The sequence below is a fragment of the Hyphomicrobium sp. B1 genome, assembly GCF_049532635.1.
Lineage (GTDB): Bacteria > Pseudomonadota > Alphaproteobacteria > Rhizobiales > Hyphomicrobiaceae > Hyphomicrobium_B.
Window position 1 is genome coordinate 2,675,048 of the sequence record NZ_CP134871.1, and the last position, 16,033, is coordinate 2,691,080.

11 protein-coding genes and 2 tRNA genes are annotated in these 16,033 nt (G+C 61.0%); 8 read left to right on the forward strand and 5 right to left on the reverse strand.

Features of this window, described 5'->3' with window-relative positions:
* Positions 1 to 596: 596 nt before the first annotated feature.
* The gene (locus RLW55_RS12725; protein ID WP_409560459.1) at positions 597 to 845 is read left to right on the forward strand and encodes a hypothetical protein; all 249 of its coding nucleotides are present in this window, start codon (positions 597 to 599) and stop codon (positions 843 to 845) included.
* Positions 846 to 940: 95 nt separating this feature from the next.
* Here RLW55_RS12725 and RLW55_RS12730 read toward each other — a convergent pair whose 3' ends face one another.
* From RLW55_RS12730 to RLW55_RS12740, 3 genes are all read right to left on the reverse strand, one after another.
* The gene (locus RLW55_RS12730; RefSeq protein WP_423414390.1) at positions 941 to 1,462 is read right to left on the reverse strand and encodes an AAA family ATPase; all 522 of its coding nucleotides are present in this window, start codon (positions 1,460 to 1,462) and stop codon (positions 941 to 943) included.
* A gap of 307 nt (positions 1,463 to 1,769) precedes the next feature.
* Positions 1,770 to 1,844 (reverse strand) — tRNA-Asn (locus RLW55_RS12735).
* Positions 1,845 to 1,965: 121 nt separating this feature from the next.
* Positions 1,966 to 2,039, reverse strand: a tRNA-Cys gene (locus tag RLW55_RS12740).
* Positions 2,040 to 2,391: 352 nt separating this feature from the next.
* Here RLW55_RS12740 and RLW55_RS12745 point away from each other — a divergent pair.
* From RLW55_RS12745 to RLW55_RS12765, 5 genes are all read left to right on the forward strand, one after another.
* A complete protein-coding gene (locus tag RLW55_RS12745) occupies positions 2,392 to 3,045 on the forward strand; it encodes a protein-L-isoaspartate O-methyltransferase family protein (protein WP_423414391.1) in 654 nt (217 codons plus the stop codon).
* A gap of 363 nt (positions 3,046 to 3,408) precedes the next feature.
* Complete coding sequence (locus RLW55_RS12750) at positions 3,409 to 4,809, forward strand: TolC family outer membrane protein (RefSeq protein ID WP_409560456.1); 1,401 nt, start codon at positions 3,409 to 3,411, stop codon at positions 4,807 to 4,809.
* A gap of 263 nt (positions 4,810 to 5,072) precedes the next feature.
* Entirely contained in the window at positions 5,073 to 6,884 is a 1,812-nt protein-coding gene (locus RLW55_RS12755) for a DUF2497 domain-containing protein (RefSeq protein WP_423414392.1), read from the forward strand.
* A gap of 330 nt (positions 6,885 to 7,214) precedes the next feature.
* Positions 7,215 to 7,925 carry a DUF2497 domain-containing protein gene (locus tag RLW55_RS12760; protein WP_423414393.1) on the forward strand — a complete coding sequence of 237 codons (711 nt, stop codon included), beginning with the start codon at positions 7,215 to 7,217 and terminating at the stop codon, positions 7,923 to 7,925.
* Positions 7,926 to 8,048: 123 nt separating this feature from the next.
* On the forward strand, positions 8,049 to 10,817 hold the full coding sequence (locus RLW55_RS12765) for a valine--tRNA ligase (protein WP_423414394.1): 2,769 nt from the start codon (positions 8,049 to 8,051) through the stop codon (positions 10,815 to 10,817).
* 104 nt (positions 10,818 to 10,921) lie between these two features.
* Here RLW55_RS12765 and RLW55_RS12770 read toward each other — a convergent pair whose 3' ends face one another.
* Both RLW55_RS12770 and RLW55_RS12775 read right to left on the reverse strand, forming a co-directional pair.
* Positions 10,922 to 11,524 carry a DUF2939 domain-containing protein gene (locus RLW55_RS12770; protein WP_423414395.1) on the reverse strand — a complete coding sequence of 201 codons (603 nt, stop codon included), beginning with the start codon at positions 11,522 to 11,524 and terminating at the stop codon, positions 10,922 to 10,924.
* A gap of 72 nt (positions 11,525 to 11,596) precedes the next feature.
* The gene (locus tag RLW55_RS12775) at positions 11,597 to 12,661 is read right to left on the reverse strand and encodes a M48 family metallopeptidase (protein WP_423414396.1); all 1,065 of its coding nucleotides are present in this window, start codon (positions 12,659 to 12,661) and stop codon (positions 11,597 to 11,599) included.
* A gap of 486 nt (positions 12,662 to 13,147) precedes the next feature.
* Between RLW55_RS12775 and ilvD the strand changes: the two genes are divergently transcribed.
* Together ilvD and RLW55_RS12785 are read left to right on the forward strand one after the other, a co-directional pair.
* Entirely contained in the window at positions 13,148 to 14,872 is a 1,725-nt protein-coding gene (gene ilvD, locus RLW55_RS12780; RefSeq protein WP_423414397.1) for a dihydroxy-acid dehydratase, read from the forward strand.
* Positions 14,859 to 15,968 carry a tetratricopeptide repeat protein gene (locus tag RLW55_RS12785; RefSeq protein WP_423414398.1) on the forward strand — a complete coding sequence of 370 codons (1,110 nt, stop codon included), beginning with the start codon at positions 14,859 to 14,861 and terminating at the stop codon, positions 15,966 to 15,968. The genes ilvD and RLW55_RS12785 overlap by 14 nt, the downstream gene beginning before the upstream one ends.
* Positions 15,969 to 16,033: the final 65 nt, after the last annotated feature.

Below are 16,033 nucleotides of genomic sequence, written 5' to 3' on the forward strand. Positions count from 1 at the left end.
CACGAAAGGAGATGAGCCATGACATATCCAGGCATAGTACTGATTGGGCGTAACACTTGGGATCGACAAGACAGCGATAAGGGCGCGGCCCGCAAGATCGCGTACAACTTGTTCGCGGTCGTCGCGCTGATGGTTGCGGCAGGCGTTATCACAACTGCATATCATCCAACCAACGGTTCGGTCTCAAATCCGCGCTTCGAGTCGATGGGCGTGAACCATATCCCCACAACGTTTCGAGGCGCCCCACCGCCAAAACACGGCAGCTGATTGCGGCCAAGCTTCTTTAATGGCCGCTAGCCAGAAAGGTCGGACGACTTTGCTACGAACGGCGTCCGGCCTTTTTGTGCGTTGTTATTCCGAGCGCCAAGCGGCCGCCAGGGTTCTTATGGGATCCTTAGGAGATGACCCGGTGCCCCGCATGGCTTTCGAACATTGGTCACCCGAAATGAAAGTGGTGATGATGACGCGTTCGGAGGCTGCAGATGCTATTTAAGTCTAATTCTGAAAGCGCAGATCGACATGACTCAGCCGCCCTCTTTTGCCAAGCCCGTTTGATCGAACTGACATCGATCACGGATCGCGCGAGAGGCAGTGTTGTGAACCCTCCCACGGATGTCGCCGAGGAAGACCTGCGGAATAAGGGCCATGCCATCGGTCCCACGCACGATAGTCCGGCCGCACAGATATTCCATATGATCGCTCATCGGTCGGGGTCGTGGGAAATTCGCAACGACGAAGGCAGCAAGGCAGGTCTATTTCGCTCGCGCCAAGCCGCAATCAAGTTTGCCCGCGACGAGAGCCCTGACGGACAGTTTATCATCATCGACGACACGACGTGGGCGTAGCGCCTTCCACAGGGCCACGCGGGAGGTAGCGCTGCCCCGCATCGTTATGCCGTGCTGACTTTAACCGCCGACGACGCGGTTTCTGCTGCCTAGGGCTATAAGCGGTCTACGGCGGCGACGTCGATCAACTCCCAAGCTTCGCACTCCGCTTCGGAGGGATGCTCCCAAGCGTCGGACGCTGCTTCAAACAGGGCCGGCGGGACAATCTGGGTGAAGGGCTGAGGATATTGATTGCGTCGCGCTACCCGCTCCCGCCGCTCGTTGCGCGGCGCATCCAACAAGTGAACGCGAAGAGGCAAATCCTGTGCGCGCGCTTTATCATAAAAGGCGTAGCGCTCTTTCGCGCTTACCAAGCCGATCTCAAGGAGCACATCGATACCCACGGCCAGTATGCTGACAGAAACATCCCAAAGTAGGCCACGGCAACGCTCCCGGCGCTCAATGTACCAGTCGATAACTTCGTTCGTCGGACGCGTGTCCGCGCCATACAACCGAACCATGGAGCTATCGAGATCCAAGAATACGCCGCCTGATCTTGCGACGCACTGGCAGGCGTAGGTGGTTTTGCCGGCTCCGACCGGGCCGATGAGCAGATGAAGCGTTCCGCGCGGGTTCATTTGAATCCTCCCACCTGAAACTTGGCGGTAGTGCGACGTTCGATGTCATCCGACCTAGTCCGACGAGGTCACAACGAGACCTCGTTCCCGTAGGCGCGCCTCTATCCGCCCCCATTCGAATACGGCCTCTCTCAACGAGAGCCACGATGTGACTTCGCGGGAGGCTCATACCTAGCCGATTGGATGTTTTTACCGTTAGGCCAGCCAACCAAAACTCGGCTGAACATACTTCCGGCTTGACATCGGTGCTCAGCGCCAGAGAGGCGTGATCCTGCATTCAGATAAGACGTTGAAAAATGCGATTTTTTGGCTCCGCGGGTAGGGCTCGAACCTACGACCATCCGATTAACAGTCGGACGCTCTACCACTGAGCTACCGCGGAATACCGGGGCTGTGCCCGGAAAGCGCCCCGCATAGCAGAACGAGTCTGCGCTGGCGAGAGGCTAGCTCGATTTTCTTTAGCGCATCCAACGACGCCGGACGGCGACAAGTCGAAGCACGCTTGGAGGCCACGGCCGGAATTGAACCGGCGTTCACGGATTTGCAATCCGCTGCGTCACCACTCCGCCACGTGGCCCCACTCGTATTCGTCCAACCGCCTCTCCAGACCGCAATGTGGTCGTGCAATCCGGGCGCCAATCGATCGAACGGGCCGTCTAACACAGACGCCGCGCTTCTTACAAGCCGTTACGAAGATCGATTGAAATTGTTTCGGATGAGGCTGCCTCGCCAGGGTTCGAGACGCAACCGGAGCAAGGCCCACGTGGCCGGCACGCGGATGTTTCCTCCCCCAGGGGCAAATTAGTCAGTGAGTACCGTAGATAAGCGTTGCAAACCGCCCACATGCGACCGCTTTCCAGTCGCGCTAGGCTCATGGACTGCGTATAGAAAGATTTAACACAGGCAAGAACTCGGGCGCGGAGACAAGCGTGACGAACACTGCTTTGCAACGCAAGAATATGGTCGAAAGCCAAATCCGCCCGAGTGACGTGACGGACAGGCGCATCACGGCGGCCATGACGGTCATTCCGCGCGAAGCCTTTCTGCCCGCGAAGCTCGCAGACTTGGCGTATAGCGACGAAAGTTTGATGATCGCGCCCGGACGCGAGGTGCTGGCGCCGCGCGTTCTCGCCAAGCTCATTCAATTGGCCGAGATCGAAGAGGCCGACAATATCCTCGTCATCGGTGAAGCCGGTTATGGCGCGGCACTCGTCTCGCAGTTCGCGGCCAAGGTCGTCGCACTGTTGCCTGATGAGGAAAGCGCCAAGACCGCTCAGGCGGCGTTTGCGGCGAACGGCATCACGAACGCTATCGCCGTATCTGGCCCGGCAGCCGCTGGCTGGTCGGCCAAGGCACCATATGATGTCGTCCTTGTCGAAGGCGGGATCGAGCAAGTGCCTGAGACGCTGAAACCGCAGGTTCGCGAGAACGGCCGTTTAGTCGCCATCGCAACGAATGACCGGATCGGCAAGGCCGTCGAGTTTCATAAGCGGGGAGGAATCTTCGCTCTGCGTGAGGGGTTCCAGGCGTCGGCTTTGCCGCTCGCTGGCTTCTCGGTCGAGCGGCCTGCTTTTGTATTCTAAATGGGGATTTCTGGTGCAAAGGGGGCACAGTCGGAGGTCTTTTGACCGAGCTGATGCAGAGTTGCGCTGGAAAACGGATCGCCGAAGCTTTTGAAGAAAGACAGGGAAGTGCATTTCCTGCAACGCTTACAAACAAAAGCGCAGGCGAACACTGGCGTGACGTAAATACCGCCATAGATTACGCAGTGCGTTTATGAAGGGGAAACCCTTTAGTCGGTCGGGATCGAATCGGCTAGACGGGTTACAAACGGGGGTCCGCTCGCTTGTTCGGGGCAGCGAGTGGAATGCAGGTGCACACAATTGGCTAAGACAAAATCAAATCAATTGTCCCGTCGCGACGTGACTTCGGTCCAACGTCGCGCGTTGACTACATTCATCGCTTTAGCGGCCTATGCCGCTTTTTCGACTGACGTCAGCGCCGAGACGCTGATCGATACGCTCTCAGCGACGTACCAGTACAGCCCGACGCTCGATGCGGCCCGCGCCCAGCAGCGTGCGCGAGACGAAGACATTGCTCGTGCGAACTCCGGCTATCGGCCCGACATCAACGCCTCGGCGAATGTCGGCCGTGAGCGCACGAGAACGGTCTCTCCGGTGCCAGGAGCGACGGGGACGAACGTCGGCTCGCCGCGTGGATATGCAATTGATCTCGTGCAGCCGCTGTTCACGGGGTTTCAGGTCACCAACGCCGTCAACGCGGCCGAAGCGAATGACCGCGCCGGCCGTGAAACGTTGCGGAGCACCGAACAGCAAGTTCTGCTCGATGCGGTGACAGCCTACGGCGACGTCACCCGTGATCAGGCGATCGTCAAGCTGAATGAAAACAACCTCAAGTTTCTCGACGCCGAACTGAAAGCTCAAAGAGACCGTTTCGCCGTCGGTGAAGTGACGAAGACGGACGTTGCGCAGTCGGAAGCTCGCCGCGCTCTCGGTCAGTCGGACCTCGATCAGGCGCGCGCCAATTTGAAGTCGAGCCGTGCGATCTTTGAGCAGGTCGTTGGCCATCCGCCTTACAACTTGATTGAGGCCAATCCGAACACCAAGCTTGTGCCGCGAACGCTGCAGGACGCTATCGCGATCGGTACGAAAGAAAATCCGATCGTCGTGCAGGCGCTCTATTCGGAACAGGCCGCCCGCTACACAGTCGATCAGGTTCGTGGCCAGTTGCTGCCCCAGGCGCAACTCGAAGCCAACTACACCGATCAGTACGACGGGTCGGAAGGCATCGATCAAGGAACGTCCGCATCCGTTGTCGCCAGCGTTACTGTTCCGCTTTATGCGCAGGGCGGCGAAGTCTTCGCTCAGGTTCGCCAAGCCAAGCACAACCATATTGCTGCGCTTCAGCAGATTGAGGTGCAGCGTGCTTCGGCCCAATCGCAGGTGGTTCAGGCTTGGTCGCAGCTCGTCGGCTTCAAGGCCCAGGCTGAATCGGACAAGGCGTCGATTGTTGCCAACACCACCGCTTTGAACGGCGTCCGCGAAGAAGAGCGGGTCGGTCAGCGTACGGTTCTCGACGTCTTGAACGCACAGCAGGAATTGCTGCAGTCCCAGGTCAACCTCGAGACCACGAAGCGCAACATTCTCGTCGCGTCGTATACGCTGGTTTCGGCAATCGGACGCCTCAGCGTCTCGGAAGTCGGCGCCGCAACGGCCGTCTACAATCCCGAAGTCCACTACCAGCAGGTTCGTAGCAAGTGGTGGGGTATCGATATCACCCACGGCGACGGCCGCCGGGAACACGTGGATGTCGCACCGGCCAAGTAGCCGGATAGAGTTCTCAAGGGTTTATCGAGGCCGGATTTTTCCGGCCTTGATGCTTTTTTGCATTTCAGCGTCCCCTCGCCGCCTTGAGAGTGCCGCTCTCCGGGGATAACTTCGGCGGAGATTGTTGCGGTTTTTCCGCAACCTGCCACCATTATGGCAATCGTTGATGGCGCGATGATTCTAGGCGAAACACCGGGCCTTTATGGTGCAGTCATCGCGTACGCTCGCGCATGCGGGCGGCTCAGTTGCGAAAAAGGTAGGGTATGTCGAGACTTGAATCCAACTCTGAGCCGAGCATGGAGGAGATCCTCGCCTCGATCCGCAAGATCATTGCGGAGGATTCATCCGGCCTAAGAGCGCCATCGGCGGCACCCAAACCAGGCACGCCCTATTCGCCAGCGCCGAAATCAGCCTCGCCTCAGCCGACCCAGGCTCCAGCGCCGACACCGCAGCGCGGGTTCATGTCGCGGGAGGCTTTTTTGAAATCGCCGCCGCCCTCGGAGCCTGAGACGCGGAAAGACACAGATGCGCCGTTTGGAGGTCCGCGTTCTGCTGCGGCGGAGCGCGCTGACCTTTCGCCATCGTCGCGGCTTCGTCCGCGTGATGAACCGTCGCCCTTCGACAGAGTTTCGCCCTCTCTTCGCGATCGTGACGCGGCGTCGACGCGAGAGCCCTTCCGGGCGCGCGGTGACGAACGGTTGACTGAATCTGCGCCGACGAACGAATTCAAGGCCGAGCCGCAGTCGTCCGCATCATCGCAGCCGTCCATCTCGCGCAGCGACACGCTTTCGATCGACGCTCAGATTGCGGCCGCTCGGTCCGTGACGATCGAAACGGTCGAGGTTGTGCCCGTCGAGGAGGCGCTTCCGATCGTCAAGGAAGACTCGCCTGCAATTCTCAAGGTCGAGCCTGAGCCCGCAGCCGCCAAGTCCGTCAGCAAGACCGATACCGCAAGCATTATTGAAGCGCAGTTGACGGAACTCCTGAGCGAGGACCTTAACGCGCTCCGCCAGGGCCGCGCGAAGGCGCAAGCAGACGAAACGGCCGCAAAGCCCGACGAGCCGAAAATCGAGGCAGAAGAAACAGCCTCGGCGGAAGCGGCGAAAGACACGGCGTCGAAACCAGAGACCAGCGATCCATTCGCGTTCGATCTTGGCCCATCGCCGTTTGCGCCGAAGCCCGCTCCGCCGCAGCAGAAAACCGAAACGCAGGAAGCGTCAGCGCCTACGCCGAAGACCACATCGGCTCCTGCTGCGGAGGCGGAGCCAGCTCCCGTCGCAAAGGCCACGCCGTCACCGCAAGCATCCGCTCCCGTAGAGCCCGCGCCGCTGCCGAAATTCGAACCCGTCGCTCCGGCGCCGCAGCAGCTCCGCACTTCGGAACCTGCCTCCGAAGAGCCGCCGCACCCTGCGCCGCGCGTCACATCTCCTGAACCGAAACCGGTTGAGGCAAACAATCCGTTTGGGAGCGCTCCGTATTTCGGCCCGTTCGGGCCGCAAAGCGCCAGCCCGGCTGAAAAAGCCGTCTCGCCAGCGGCGATGACGGCATCGCCAATCGCAGCGCCTCCGCCGAAGTCCGAGCCGGAAGCGCCTGCGCCGCGCGGACGGCCTACCTTCGCGGTTCCAAGCGTATCGGCGACGCTGGGTCCGTCCCGCAAGCTGGAGCCGCTTGCAAACGCCTTCCAGCCTGCGCCGCCACCGCCGCCGAGCGTGATGGAAACGTTCGCCCCGGCCGCCGAAAGCGCGCTCGAGCGGCGTTCGTCCGCGGCACAGCAGTCTGCGCCGGAGCCGCCCTGGGCCGCGATTGCTGCCCGCACGGCCTCGCCCGAGCCGCCGTCGTCATCTGCGACGCCGACTATTGACGACAAGCGCGACGAAACGGTTCTGCATTCGACGCTTCCCGCGACGACATCGGAAACAGCGCTTGACCGCCAGATAGAAGATGCCGTCGCCGATCTTCTCAGGCCGCTGCTCAAAACGTGGCTCGCCGAAAATATGCCGAAGATCGTCGAGCGCGCGCTTCGTCGTGAAATGTCTGAGCGTCTCTTGCCTGGGCAAAAGAACCCACGCGACTAGCCCATTGACCGAAGTGGAGAACGTCGTCTCGGAGACTGTGCTCTCCAGGACGCGATAACGCGCGGTTTGTCAGATCACGGGCCCTACAACAATTTTATTCTTGCACGTGACTTTCGCCACACGGTTGCCTCGACCCCGTCCTAGCGTTGCCTCCAGCGGGGGGCCGCATCGACCGACAAGTGCGAAGTTCGGCTGCCCGTGACGTCACTGGGTTGGGCACGCGCGCTGCGGCGAACATCTCCAATCCAGCTACGACGAACCGGAGGGGCAACAACGGGGCTGCCGACGCGGTTCTGCGATTTGAAGTTTGTACGCAGAAGAGGATGCGTCATGACACAGATGAACGGAGCGAAACACGACGTTGAGGACATTCTGGCCTCGATCCGCACGAGTATTGCCGATCGCGCGCCCATGTTCGAAAGCGAGAAGCGGGAGGCGCGCATGACGGCATTGCGCGGCCGAAACGCCCTCGCGGAAGAAGCTGCGGATTTCGAGCTGCCGGCGATCTTCAAGTCTTCGGCCCAACCGACCTCCGTGCGACCCAACTTACTCGGGAGGCTAAGTGAAGCTTTGGCATCAGCACCACCAGAGCGCGAGAGATCGCGCACGGTTATTCCATTCGAGCCGATCCACGGCCGCATGATCGAACCGCCGCCGGTCCGGCGCGAGCAGGCGGAGAAAGAGATTTCGTCGGTCGCAGCCGAGAAGATTGCGGCTGAAAACGACAGCCAGAGACGCAATATGCCGTCGTTCTTCGATACCCGCATGAACCGCATGAGCGCGATGTCGCAGCAGGCTGCCGAACCGCCGCCGGAACCGGAGCCCGCGCCGCGCGCTCCAATGACCGATATGGCCCAGCCGCCGCGCCTGCCGGATTTCCCGTTTGGTGCTGAATCCGGCGGCGATGTCGAAGACGCCGCGGCCCAGCTTCTGCGGCCGATCCTGCGCCAGTGGCTGTCGGAAAACATGCCTAAAATTGTCGAGAAGGCGCTTATGACGGAAACTGGCCGGCCGACCCACGTCGGCCCCGTGCGCCGCTGAGGCATGTCGCAAACGCGCGATGACAGGGTAGAAGGGAGCGAAGGTTGACAGCTGCCGAAGGTCGGCCTTACGACCGTGGTCCGAAAATCACGGCCTGACAGCTGAAAAGCGACGCTCCCTCCAATGCTTGAAAAGACATTCCGACCGGCCGACATCGAGCCGCGTATCAATTCCGAATGGGAGAAGGCCAACGCCTTCAAGGCCGGGCGCGCCGCGTCCGGCGGAAAGAACGCGGCGTACTCGATCGTCATCCCGCCGCCGAACGTGACGGGCTCGCTCCACATGGGGCACGCCCTCAACAACACCTTGCAAGACATCCTCGTCCGTTTCGAGCGCATGCGCGGCCGCGACACGCTCTGGCAGCCGGGCACCGATCACGCGGGCATCGCAACGCAAATGGTCGTTGAGCGCCAGCTCTCCGCCAACAAAGAGCCGTCGCGCCGCGAGCTTGGCCGCGAGGAGTTCTTGAAGCGCGTCTGGACGTGGAAGGAAGAATCCGGCGGCACCATCATCACGCAGTTGAAGCGTCTCGGCGCCTCCTGCGATTGGAGCCGCGAGCGTTTCACAATGGACGAGGGCCTGTCGAAGGCCGTCGTGAAGGTCTTCGTGCAGCTCTACAACGAAGGGCTGATCTACAAGGATAAGCGCCTCGTCAACTGGGACCCGAAGTTCCAAACCGCGATTTCCGATCTCGAAGTCGTGCAGGTCGAAGCGCGCGGAAAATTCTCGTGGTCGAAAGACAGCGGCGAGCCGTTCGATGCGGCGGCGCTTGCAAAGGTGCTCGCGAAAGATCCGAGCGGCCACATGTACCATTTCCGCTATCCGCTCACGAAGAAAGTGCCGGGCTACGACAAGGATTACATCGTCGTCGCCACCACGCGTCCCGAGACGATGCTGGGCGATACCGGCGTCGCGGTGCATCCGGATGATGAGCGCTACGCTGCGCTGATCAAGGCAGGCGCAAAGGTAAAGCTGCCGCTGGTCGGCCGTGAAATTCCGATCGTCGCCGACGAATACTCGGACCCTGAGAAGGGCACCGGCGCGGTGAAGATCACGCCCGCGCACGACTTCAACGACTTCGAAGTCGGCAAGCGTCACGACCTTGCGCAGATCAACATTCTCGACGCCTTCGGCAAGATCAACGACGAAGCGCCCGAAGCCTATCGCGGTCTCGACCGTTTCGATGCGCGCAAGAAAGTCGTCTCTGATATCGACGCGCTGGGCCTGCTCGAAAAGATCGAGCCGACCGGCCACACCGTTCCGCACGGCGACCGTTCCGGCGTCGTCATCGAGCCGTGGCTGACGGACCAGTGGTACGTCAACGCGGGCGAGCTTGCAAAAAATGCCGTCTCTGCCGTCGAAAACGGCAAGACCGTGTTCGTGCCGAAGAACTGGGAAAAGACCTACTTCGAGTGGATGCGCAACATCCAACCCTGGTGCATCTCGCGCCAGCTGTGGTGGGGGCATCAGATCCCGGCGTGGTATGGGCCTGACGGCAAGTTCTTCGTCGCCGCGACCGAAGAAGAAGCACAAGCTCTTGCGAATAAGCATTACGGCAGCGACGTTGCGCTCACCCGCGACGAAGACGTGCTCGACACGTGGTTCTCGTCCGCGCTGTGGCCGTTCTCGACGCTCGGCTGGCCCGACGATACGCCGGAGCTTGACCGCTATTACCCGACGTCCGTCCTCGTCACCGGCTTCGACATCATCTTCTTTTGGGTCGCCCGCATGATGATGATGGGCCTCCACTTCATGAAGGAGGTGCCCTTCAAAGACGTCTACATCCATGCCCTCGTCCGCGACGAGAAGGGGCAAAAGATGTCGAAGTCGAAGGGCAACGTCATGGACCCGCTCGTCCTGATCGACGAGTTCGGCGCCGACGCGCTGCGCTTCACGCTCGCCGCGATGGCAGCGCAAGGCCGCGACATCAAGCTCGCGAAATCGCGCGTCGAAGGCTATCGCAACTTCGCGACCAAGCTCTGGAACGCCTCGCGTTTCGCCGAAATGAACGAGTGCGTGCGCCAGCGCGACTTCGATCCGAAGACGGCGGTGCAGACGTTCAACAAATGGATCATCGGCGAAACCGAGCTGACGTCGAAGGCCGTCACCGCCGCGCTTGAAGCCTACAAGTTCAATGAAGCAGCTGGCGCGATCTACGATTTCGTCTGGGGCCAGTTCTGCGACTGGTATCTGGAACTCATCAAGCCGGTGCTCGCGGGCGATGAAGAAGACGCGAAGTCCGAGACGCGCGCCGTCACGGCCTGGACGCTCGACCAGATCTTAAAGATGCTGCACCCGTTCATGCCCTTCATCACCGAAGAGCTGTGGGCGCACATGGTCGAGCACGGCGTGAAGCGCGATGTGCTTCTCTGCCTCAGCCAATGGCCGAATCTCGATGGTCTCGTCGAAGTCGATGCCGTCAACGAGGTGAACTGGCTCGTCAACCTCATCTCGGAAATCCGCTCGGTCCGCACCGAGATGAGTGTGCCCGCTGGCGCAAAAATTCCGCTCGTCATCGTCGGCGCCGATGAGGTCACGCGTCAGCGTGTCCGCCGCAACGACGAGACGCTGCGGCGCATCGCACGCGTCGATGAAATTGACTTCGAAGACGCCGCGCCGAAAGGTGCAGCCCTCGTTGTCGCCGGCGAGACGACGGCGGCCCTGCCGCTCGCCGGCATCATCGACATGGATGCCGAAAAACGCCGCCTCGCGAAAGCGATCGAGGGCGCAGAAGGCGATCTGAAGAAGATGGACGCGAAACTCTCCAACCCGCAGTTCATCGAACGCGCGAAGGAAGAGGCGATCGAGGAAGCGAAAGAGCGCAAGGCCGAGCTTGAAGCCGAGATCAAGCGCTTCTCCGCTGCCCTCAAACGCTTGAGCGACGCGGCTTAGGTTTGCTCAATCGGTCATCCCGGCGAAGGCCGGGATCTCGAATGCGTCAGTTGGAATGCTGGCTGTTGCCGCAGGTGGCTCAGAGGTAGCCATCCGCGCAAATCTCAATTGAGATCGGTGAATTTCTGCGCCGCGCTCTTCTCTGGCGTCAGGAACTTCACGCGCAACGACGTCAGCTTCCAGCCGGTGAGGCGTAATTCCAGCTTCCCGAGATAGAGACGCGACGCATCGTGCTTGTCTTCCATGTCGATCTCGAAGCTTGTCAGGCTCGTGAACTCGGCGCGCTTTACACGCGCCCACGCTCGCGAAACGCGCTCAAAGATCGGCAGCTTGCTCGCGTCATCATCGCTCTCGACATAGCTGCGATAGGTCTGGCGAAGTTTGAAAAGTTTAGGCAGCCCTTCGGGCGTCACATACTTATCGACAAGACCATCGACGACGCCCTGGCCCCAATAAGCCTTGAAGCGTGTCCAGTACCCTGGCTTCTCCGACGCGTATTTCTCGCTATCGGGAAGGCTCAAGGCGATCTGCGCAATGGCCGGCTTTAGCGTTTCGCGCACGCTTGGCCACTCGATCGCCGTTGCCAGATAATCGGAATCGCCGTCGCGCACCGCCTCGCGAATACCCCAAGCCGTCACGAAAGGCGAGCCGACGTATGCGACCGCGATGAAGGCGAACAGAGCGGCAATGACGGCAAATGGCTTCATCGTAATTCAATACCAACCAACGCGCGGTTATCGCAAAAGTCGCAAGCAATTCCGGCCAACATCGGGCTGAAATCAGCTCTTGTCAGCATCCTCTTTTGGATCGCGCGTCACCCGGCATATGGATTTCAGGTCCTCCCATTGCGTGGCATTGAGCGCAGGCGTCGCCGGATAAGCCGCCTGCGCCCGAACGAGCCGCACGCGTTCTGCCGGGAGCGGATGCGTGCGCAGCCACGATACCGCGCCGGTCGGGCTGCCGCCCTCCGTTTCCATCTTCGTGACGCGCGTGAAAAAATCGCCGAGCCCTGTCTGAGAAATGCCCGCTGCCTTCAGAAGCTCCAGTGCGTGAATGTCGGCTTTGTGCTCGGCGCCGCGTGAATAGCCAAGCTGAGCCAGCATCAGCCCGACATTGGCGAGGCCGCCGCCCGCCGTTCCTCCGAGCATGATCTGCAGCGCCGCGCCAAGGCCGACACCGCGAATGAGGGCCGCCTCTGGGTCCGTCTCGATGCCGTGTCCCATCTCGTGCGCCAGAACGCCTGCGACTTCGTCCGCGCTTCCCGCTTTGTCGATCAGGCTTTTCGTCAGAACGATTTGCTCGCCCGCCACCGCAAACGCATTCATCAGCGGCCAGTCGTAAACGTGAATGTCGAACGTCGTTCCCGCAGGCACGCCTTTGGAAAGGCGCTCACTGAGCGTCTTGAGCGCTGCGACGCCCGCCGGATCGACGCATTCCTTGTAGCCTTCGGTCATCGAGTCGCGTGCCGCATTGCCGAGCCGTTCGCGCCAGCTGAGCGGCAAAGTCTTTGCGATCCATTTGGCTGGGCTCCAGCTCAGCACGAAGCCAGCCGCGACGAGCCCGGCGAAAAGCGCAAGCAGCGCTATCCAGATCCGCTTCCGCCGCAGTTGCCGCGCACGTTGGGACAGATGCGGCGCGCGCTCGCGCAAACCCGCCGCGAACGCCGAACCCTGCACGAACAGCGATGCATTCGGTTCATCGCGCGACGTCAACAAGACGTCGATGGCGTTGGGCCTGATCGGCTCGTCGACCTTCAGCCCCGCATAGTGCCAAATGCGCCGTGGATTTCGGTCGGCGAGATCGACCTCGACGCCCCTCAGTCCAAGATAGGCGGTGCCGTCCATCGGTGCCTGTCCACGTCCCGGCGTGAACCGGCAATAGCTTGAGGCGGGGAGGGGCACTGCGGAACGGCCAGATGACGACATAGGGCTTGGCGCTGTTTCTCGATGCGGTGATCCGCCATGTAAGCACGGTCATCGGTGAAGGAAATGTCTTGCCGGTGACAAAGTCGAGCCTTTGTGCGGACTCAGTCCTAGGCGAAATGCGCAGGAGCCCGACCAAAAATTCGCAGACCGTCAGGCTGCCGGGCAACGCAACATTAAGCATGAAGTGCCGGTCCGATGACCGATGTTGCCGTTAAGCAACTTCCCGAAAGGGCTACGCCACTTTCGAGCCACAATGACCGCGCACGTGCTGGACGTTAGTCCCGGCGACGCGGCAGCGTTTTTTTTGTTCGCTGTGCCTGTACAGCGGCTCCGCGACTGGCATCCTGGCGTCGTTTCGATCGCCGGATGAGAAACGGACATCGGCAGATGTCCGAAGAGGAATGAATGGACGCAAAGACGTTCGACAAATCGAAACTGCCGAGCCGCCACGTGACGGAAGGGCCGTCGCGCGCGCCGCACCGTTCCTATTACTATGCGATGGGCCTCAAGGAAGAGGACATCCACCGACCGTTCGTCGGCGTTGCCTCGTGCTGGAACGAAGCCGCGCCCTGCAACATCTCGTTGATGCGCCAAGCCCAGTCGGTGAAAATCGGGGTGACAGAAGGCGGCGGCACGCCGCGTGAATTCTGCACCATCACCGTTACCGACGGCATCGCGATGGGCCACCAGGGTATGAAGTCGAGCCTCGTTTCGCGCGAGGTCATCGCCGATTCGATCGAACTCACGATGCGCGGCCATTGCTACGACGCACTCGTCGGCGTCGCAGGCTGCGACAAGAGCCTGCCGGGCATGATGATGGCGATGCTACGCCTCAATGTGCCGAGCGTTTTCATTTATGGCGGCTCGATTCTGCCGGGCCGCTTCAAGGGCCGCGACGTGACCGTTGTCGATGTTTTCGAAGGCGTCGGCATGCACTCCGCGGGCAAGATGTCGGATGCCGAGCTTCATGAGCTTGAGTGCGTCGCCTGCCCATCGGCAGGTTCGTGCGGCGGCCAGTTCACCGCGAATACGATGGCCTGCGTTTCAGAAGCGATCGGCTTGGCGCTTCCCGGTTCGGCCGGAGCGCCCGCGCCGTACCAAAGCCGCGACGCGCTTGCCATAGAAAGCGGCAAGGCTGTCATGCGCCTCGTCGCCGATGGCCTCCGGCCGCGCGATATCTGCACGCGCAAAGCTTTCGAGAATGCGGCAATTGTCGTAGCCGCGACCGGCGGCTCGACCAACGGCGCGCTGCATTTGCCCGCCATGGCGAACGAAGTCGGCATCGACTTCGATCTGTTTGACGTCGCCGAGATTTTCCGGAAAACGCCGTACATTGCCGACCTGAAGCCCGGTGGCAAATACGTCGCGAAAGACGTTTACGACATCGGCGGCGTGCCGCAGATTTTGAAGGCTTTACTCGAAGGCGGTGTATTGCACGGTGATTGCCTCACCGTGACCGGGAAGACACTCGCGCAAAATCTCGAAAGCGTGAAATTCAATCGCGACCAAAAAGTCGTTTTTCCGGTTTCCAATCCGATCTCGAAAACGGGCGGTGTCGTGGGCCTCAAAGGCTCGCTCGCGCCTGACGGCGCAATCGTGAAGGTCGCCGGCCTCAAGACGCTGAAGTTTCGCGGCACGGCGCTGTGCTTTGACTGCGAAGAAGATGCGTTCCAGGCCGTCGATGACCGCAAGTACAAGGACGGCGACGTGATCATCATCCGCTATGAAGGTCCCAAGGGCGGACCCGGCATGCGCGAGATGCTCTCGACAACCGCGGCGCTCTATGGCCAGGGCGCGGGCGACAAGGTCGCACTCATCACCGACGGACGCTTCTCCGGCGCAACACGCGGACTTTGCATTGGCCACGTCGGTCCCGAAGCTGCTGTCGGCGGACCGATTGCACTCATTCGCAACGGCGACGTCATCGTGATCGATGCCGAAGCAGGAACGCTCGATCTTGAGGTGGGAGAGGAAGAGCTGAAGAAACGGCGCGAGGCATGGAAGGCGCCGTCGAACATGTATCAGTCAGGGGCACTGAGAAAATTTGCGGACCAAGTGGGACCGGCCAGATTCGGCGCCGTAACCCATGCGGGAGGAAAGGCGGAAGTTCACTGCTATGCGGATATTTAAGCTTGCAGTTGCAGGAAGCGTTGCGTCCATTCTGATGTTGGGCACGGCGATGGCGGGAACCGTGGTATTCCGCTCGTCCGACGACGCGATGAAGCAAGGCATTTCGGCGTTCAACGGCGGCTATTACGAATTGGCGCTCCCGGCGCTGGAAGCCTTGGAAGCCACCAAGCCTCAGATCGCCCACTTTTACGAGGCGCGCATCTACGCCGACAACGAGGGCGCGTACACAGATCATGGCAAGGCCTTCCATCTCTACAAGGAGCTGGCAGACGAACTGCAAGACGTCGACCCAGACGACGATGATCTGGCGCCAATCGCCGCCAAGTCTCTGACCGCGGTTTCGATGTATTTGCGCGATGGCATTCCCTCGGCGGGCATTCAGCCGGATGTCGAGGAAGCCAACCGCGATCTTCAGCGCGCCGCGCTGACCTTCAACGACGAGGACGCGCAATTCGAACTCGCCAAGGTTTATCTGCGCGGCGAGGGGCCGGACATGACCGTCACCGGTTACGACGATCCGGCCAGCAAGATCGAGAACGGCCGCCATTGGCTGTCGCGGCTTTCGCAGGCCGGCCATCCTGGCGCTCAGGCGTTCCTCGCCGACTTGATGTGGCGCGGAAAGTTCGTCCAGAAAAACCAGGCGGCGGCGTTGAACCTGATCGACGTTGCGGTGGCCAATGCACCGCCAAGCGAGCGCGTGTGGATCGAAGACATCTACCAGAACATTTTCTGTAATGCCGGTGAAGGTGTTCGCCAGCAGGCCACAGGCCGCGTCGCCGAGTGGCACAATCGCTATGGCCGCAGCCCGGATCTGCAGGAAAGCCGCGATGGTTTGGACGATCTAACGGTCGAGCCGGTGCGGACTTGCGCGAATGGCGAACTCGTCCGCCCAATGAGCGTCTTAGCGACCGATCCGAAAAAGCCTGTTCCGCAACCGCAGATGATCAGCACGCCGACGGCGCCGCAGCCCCGGCGCAGCTCGCTCATTCCAGCAGGCGCGGCCAGCATCCAGCCTGCTTCGGAGGCTGCCGCCGTCGCTGCTCCGGCACCGGCACCCGTCGTCGGCCTGACACCGAACGGAGAGACTGCGCGCTAGCTCGAACAGACTTGATCGCTTTTTCCGAATGTCATCCTCGGGCTTGTCCCGAGGACCATCGACCA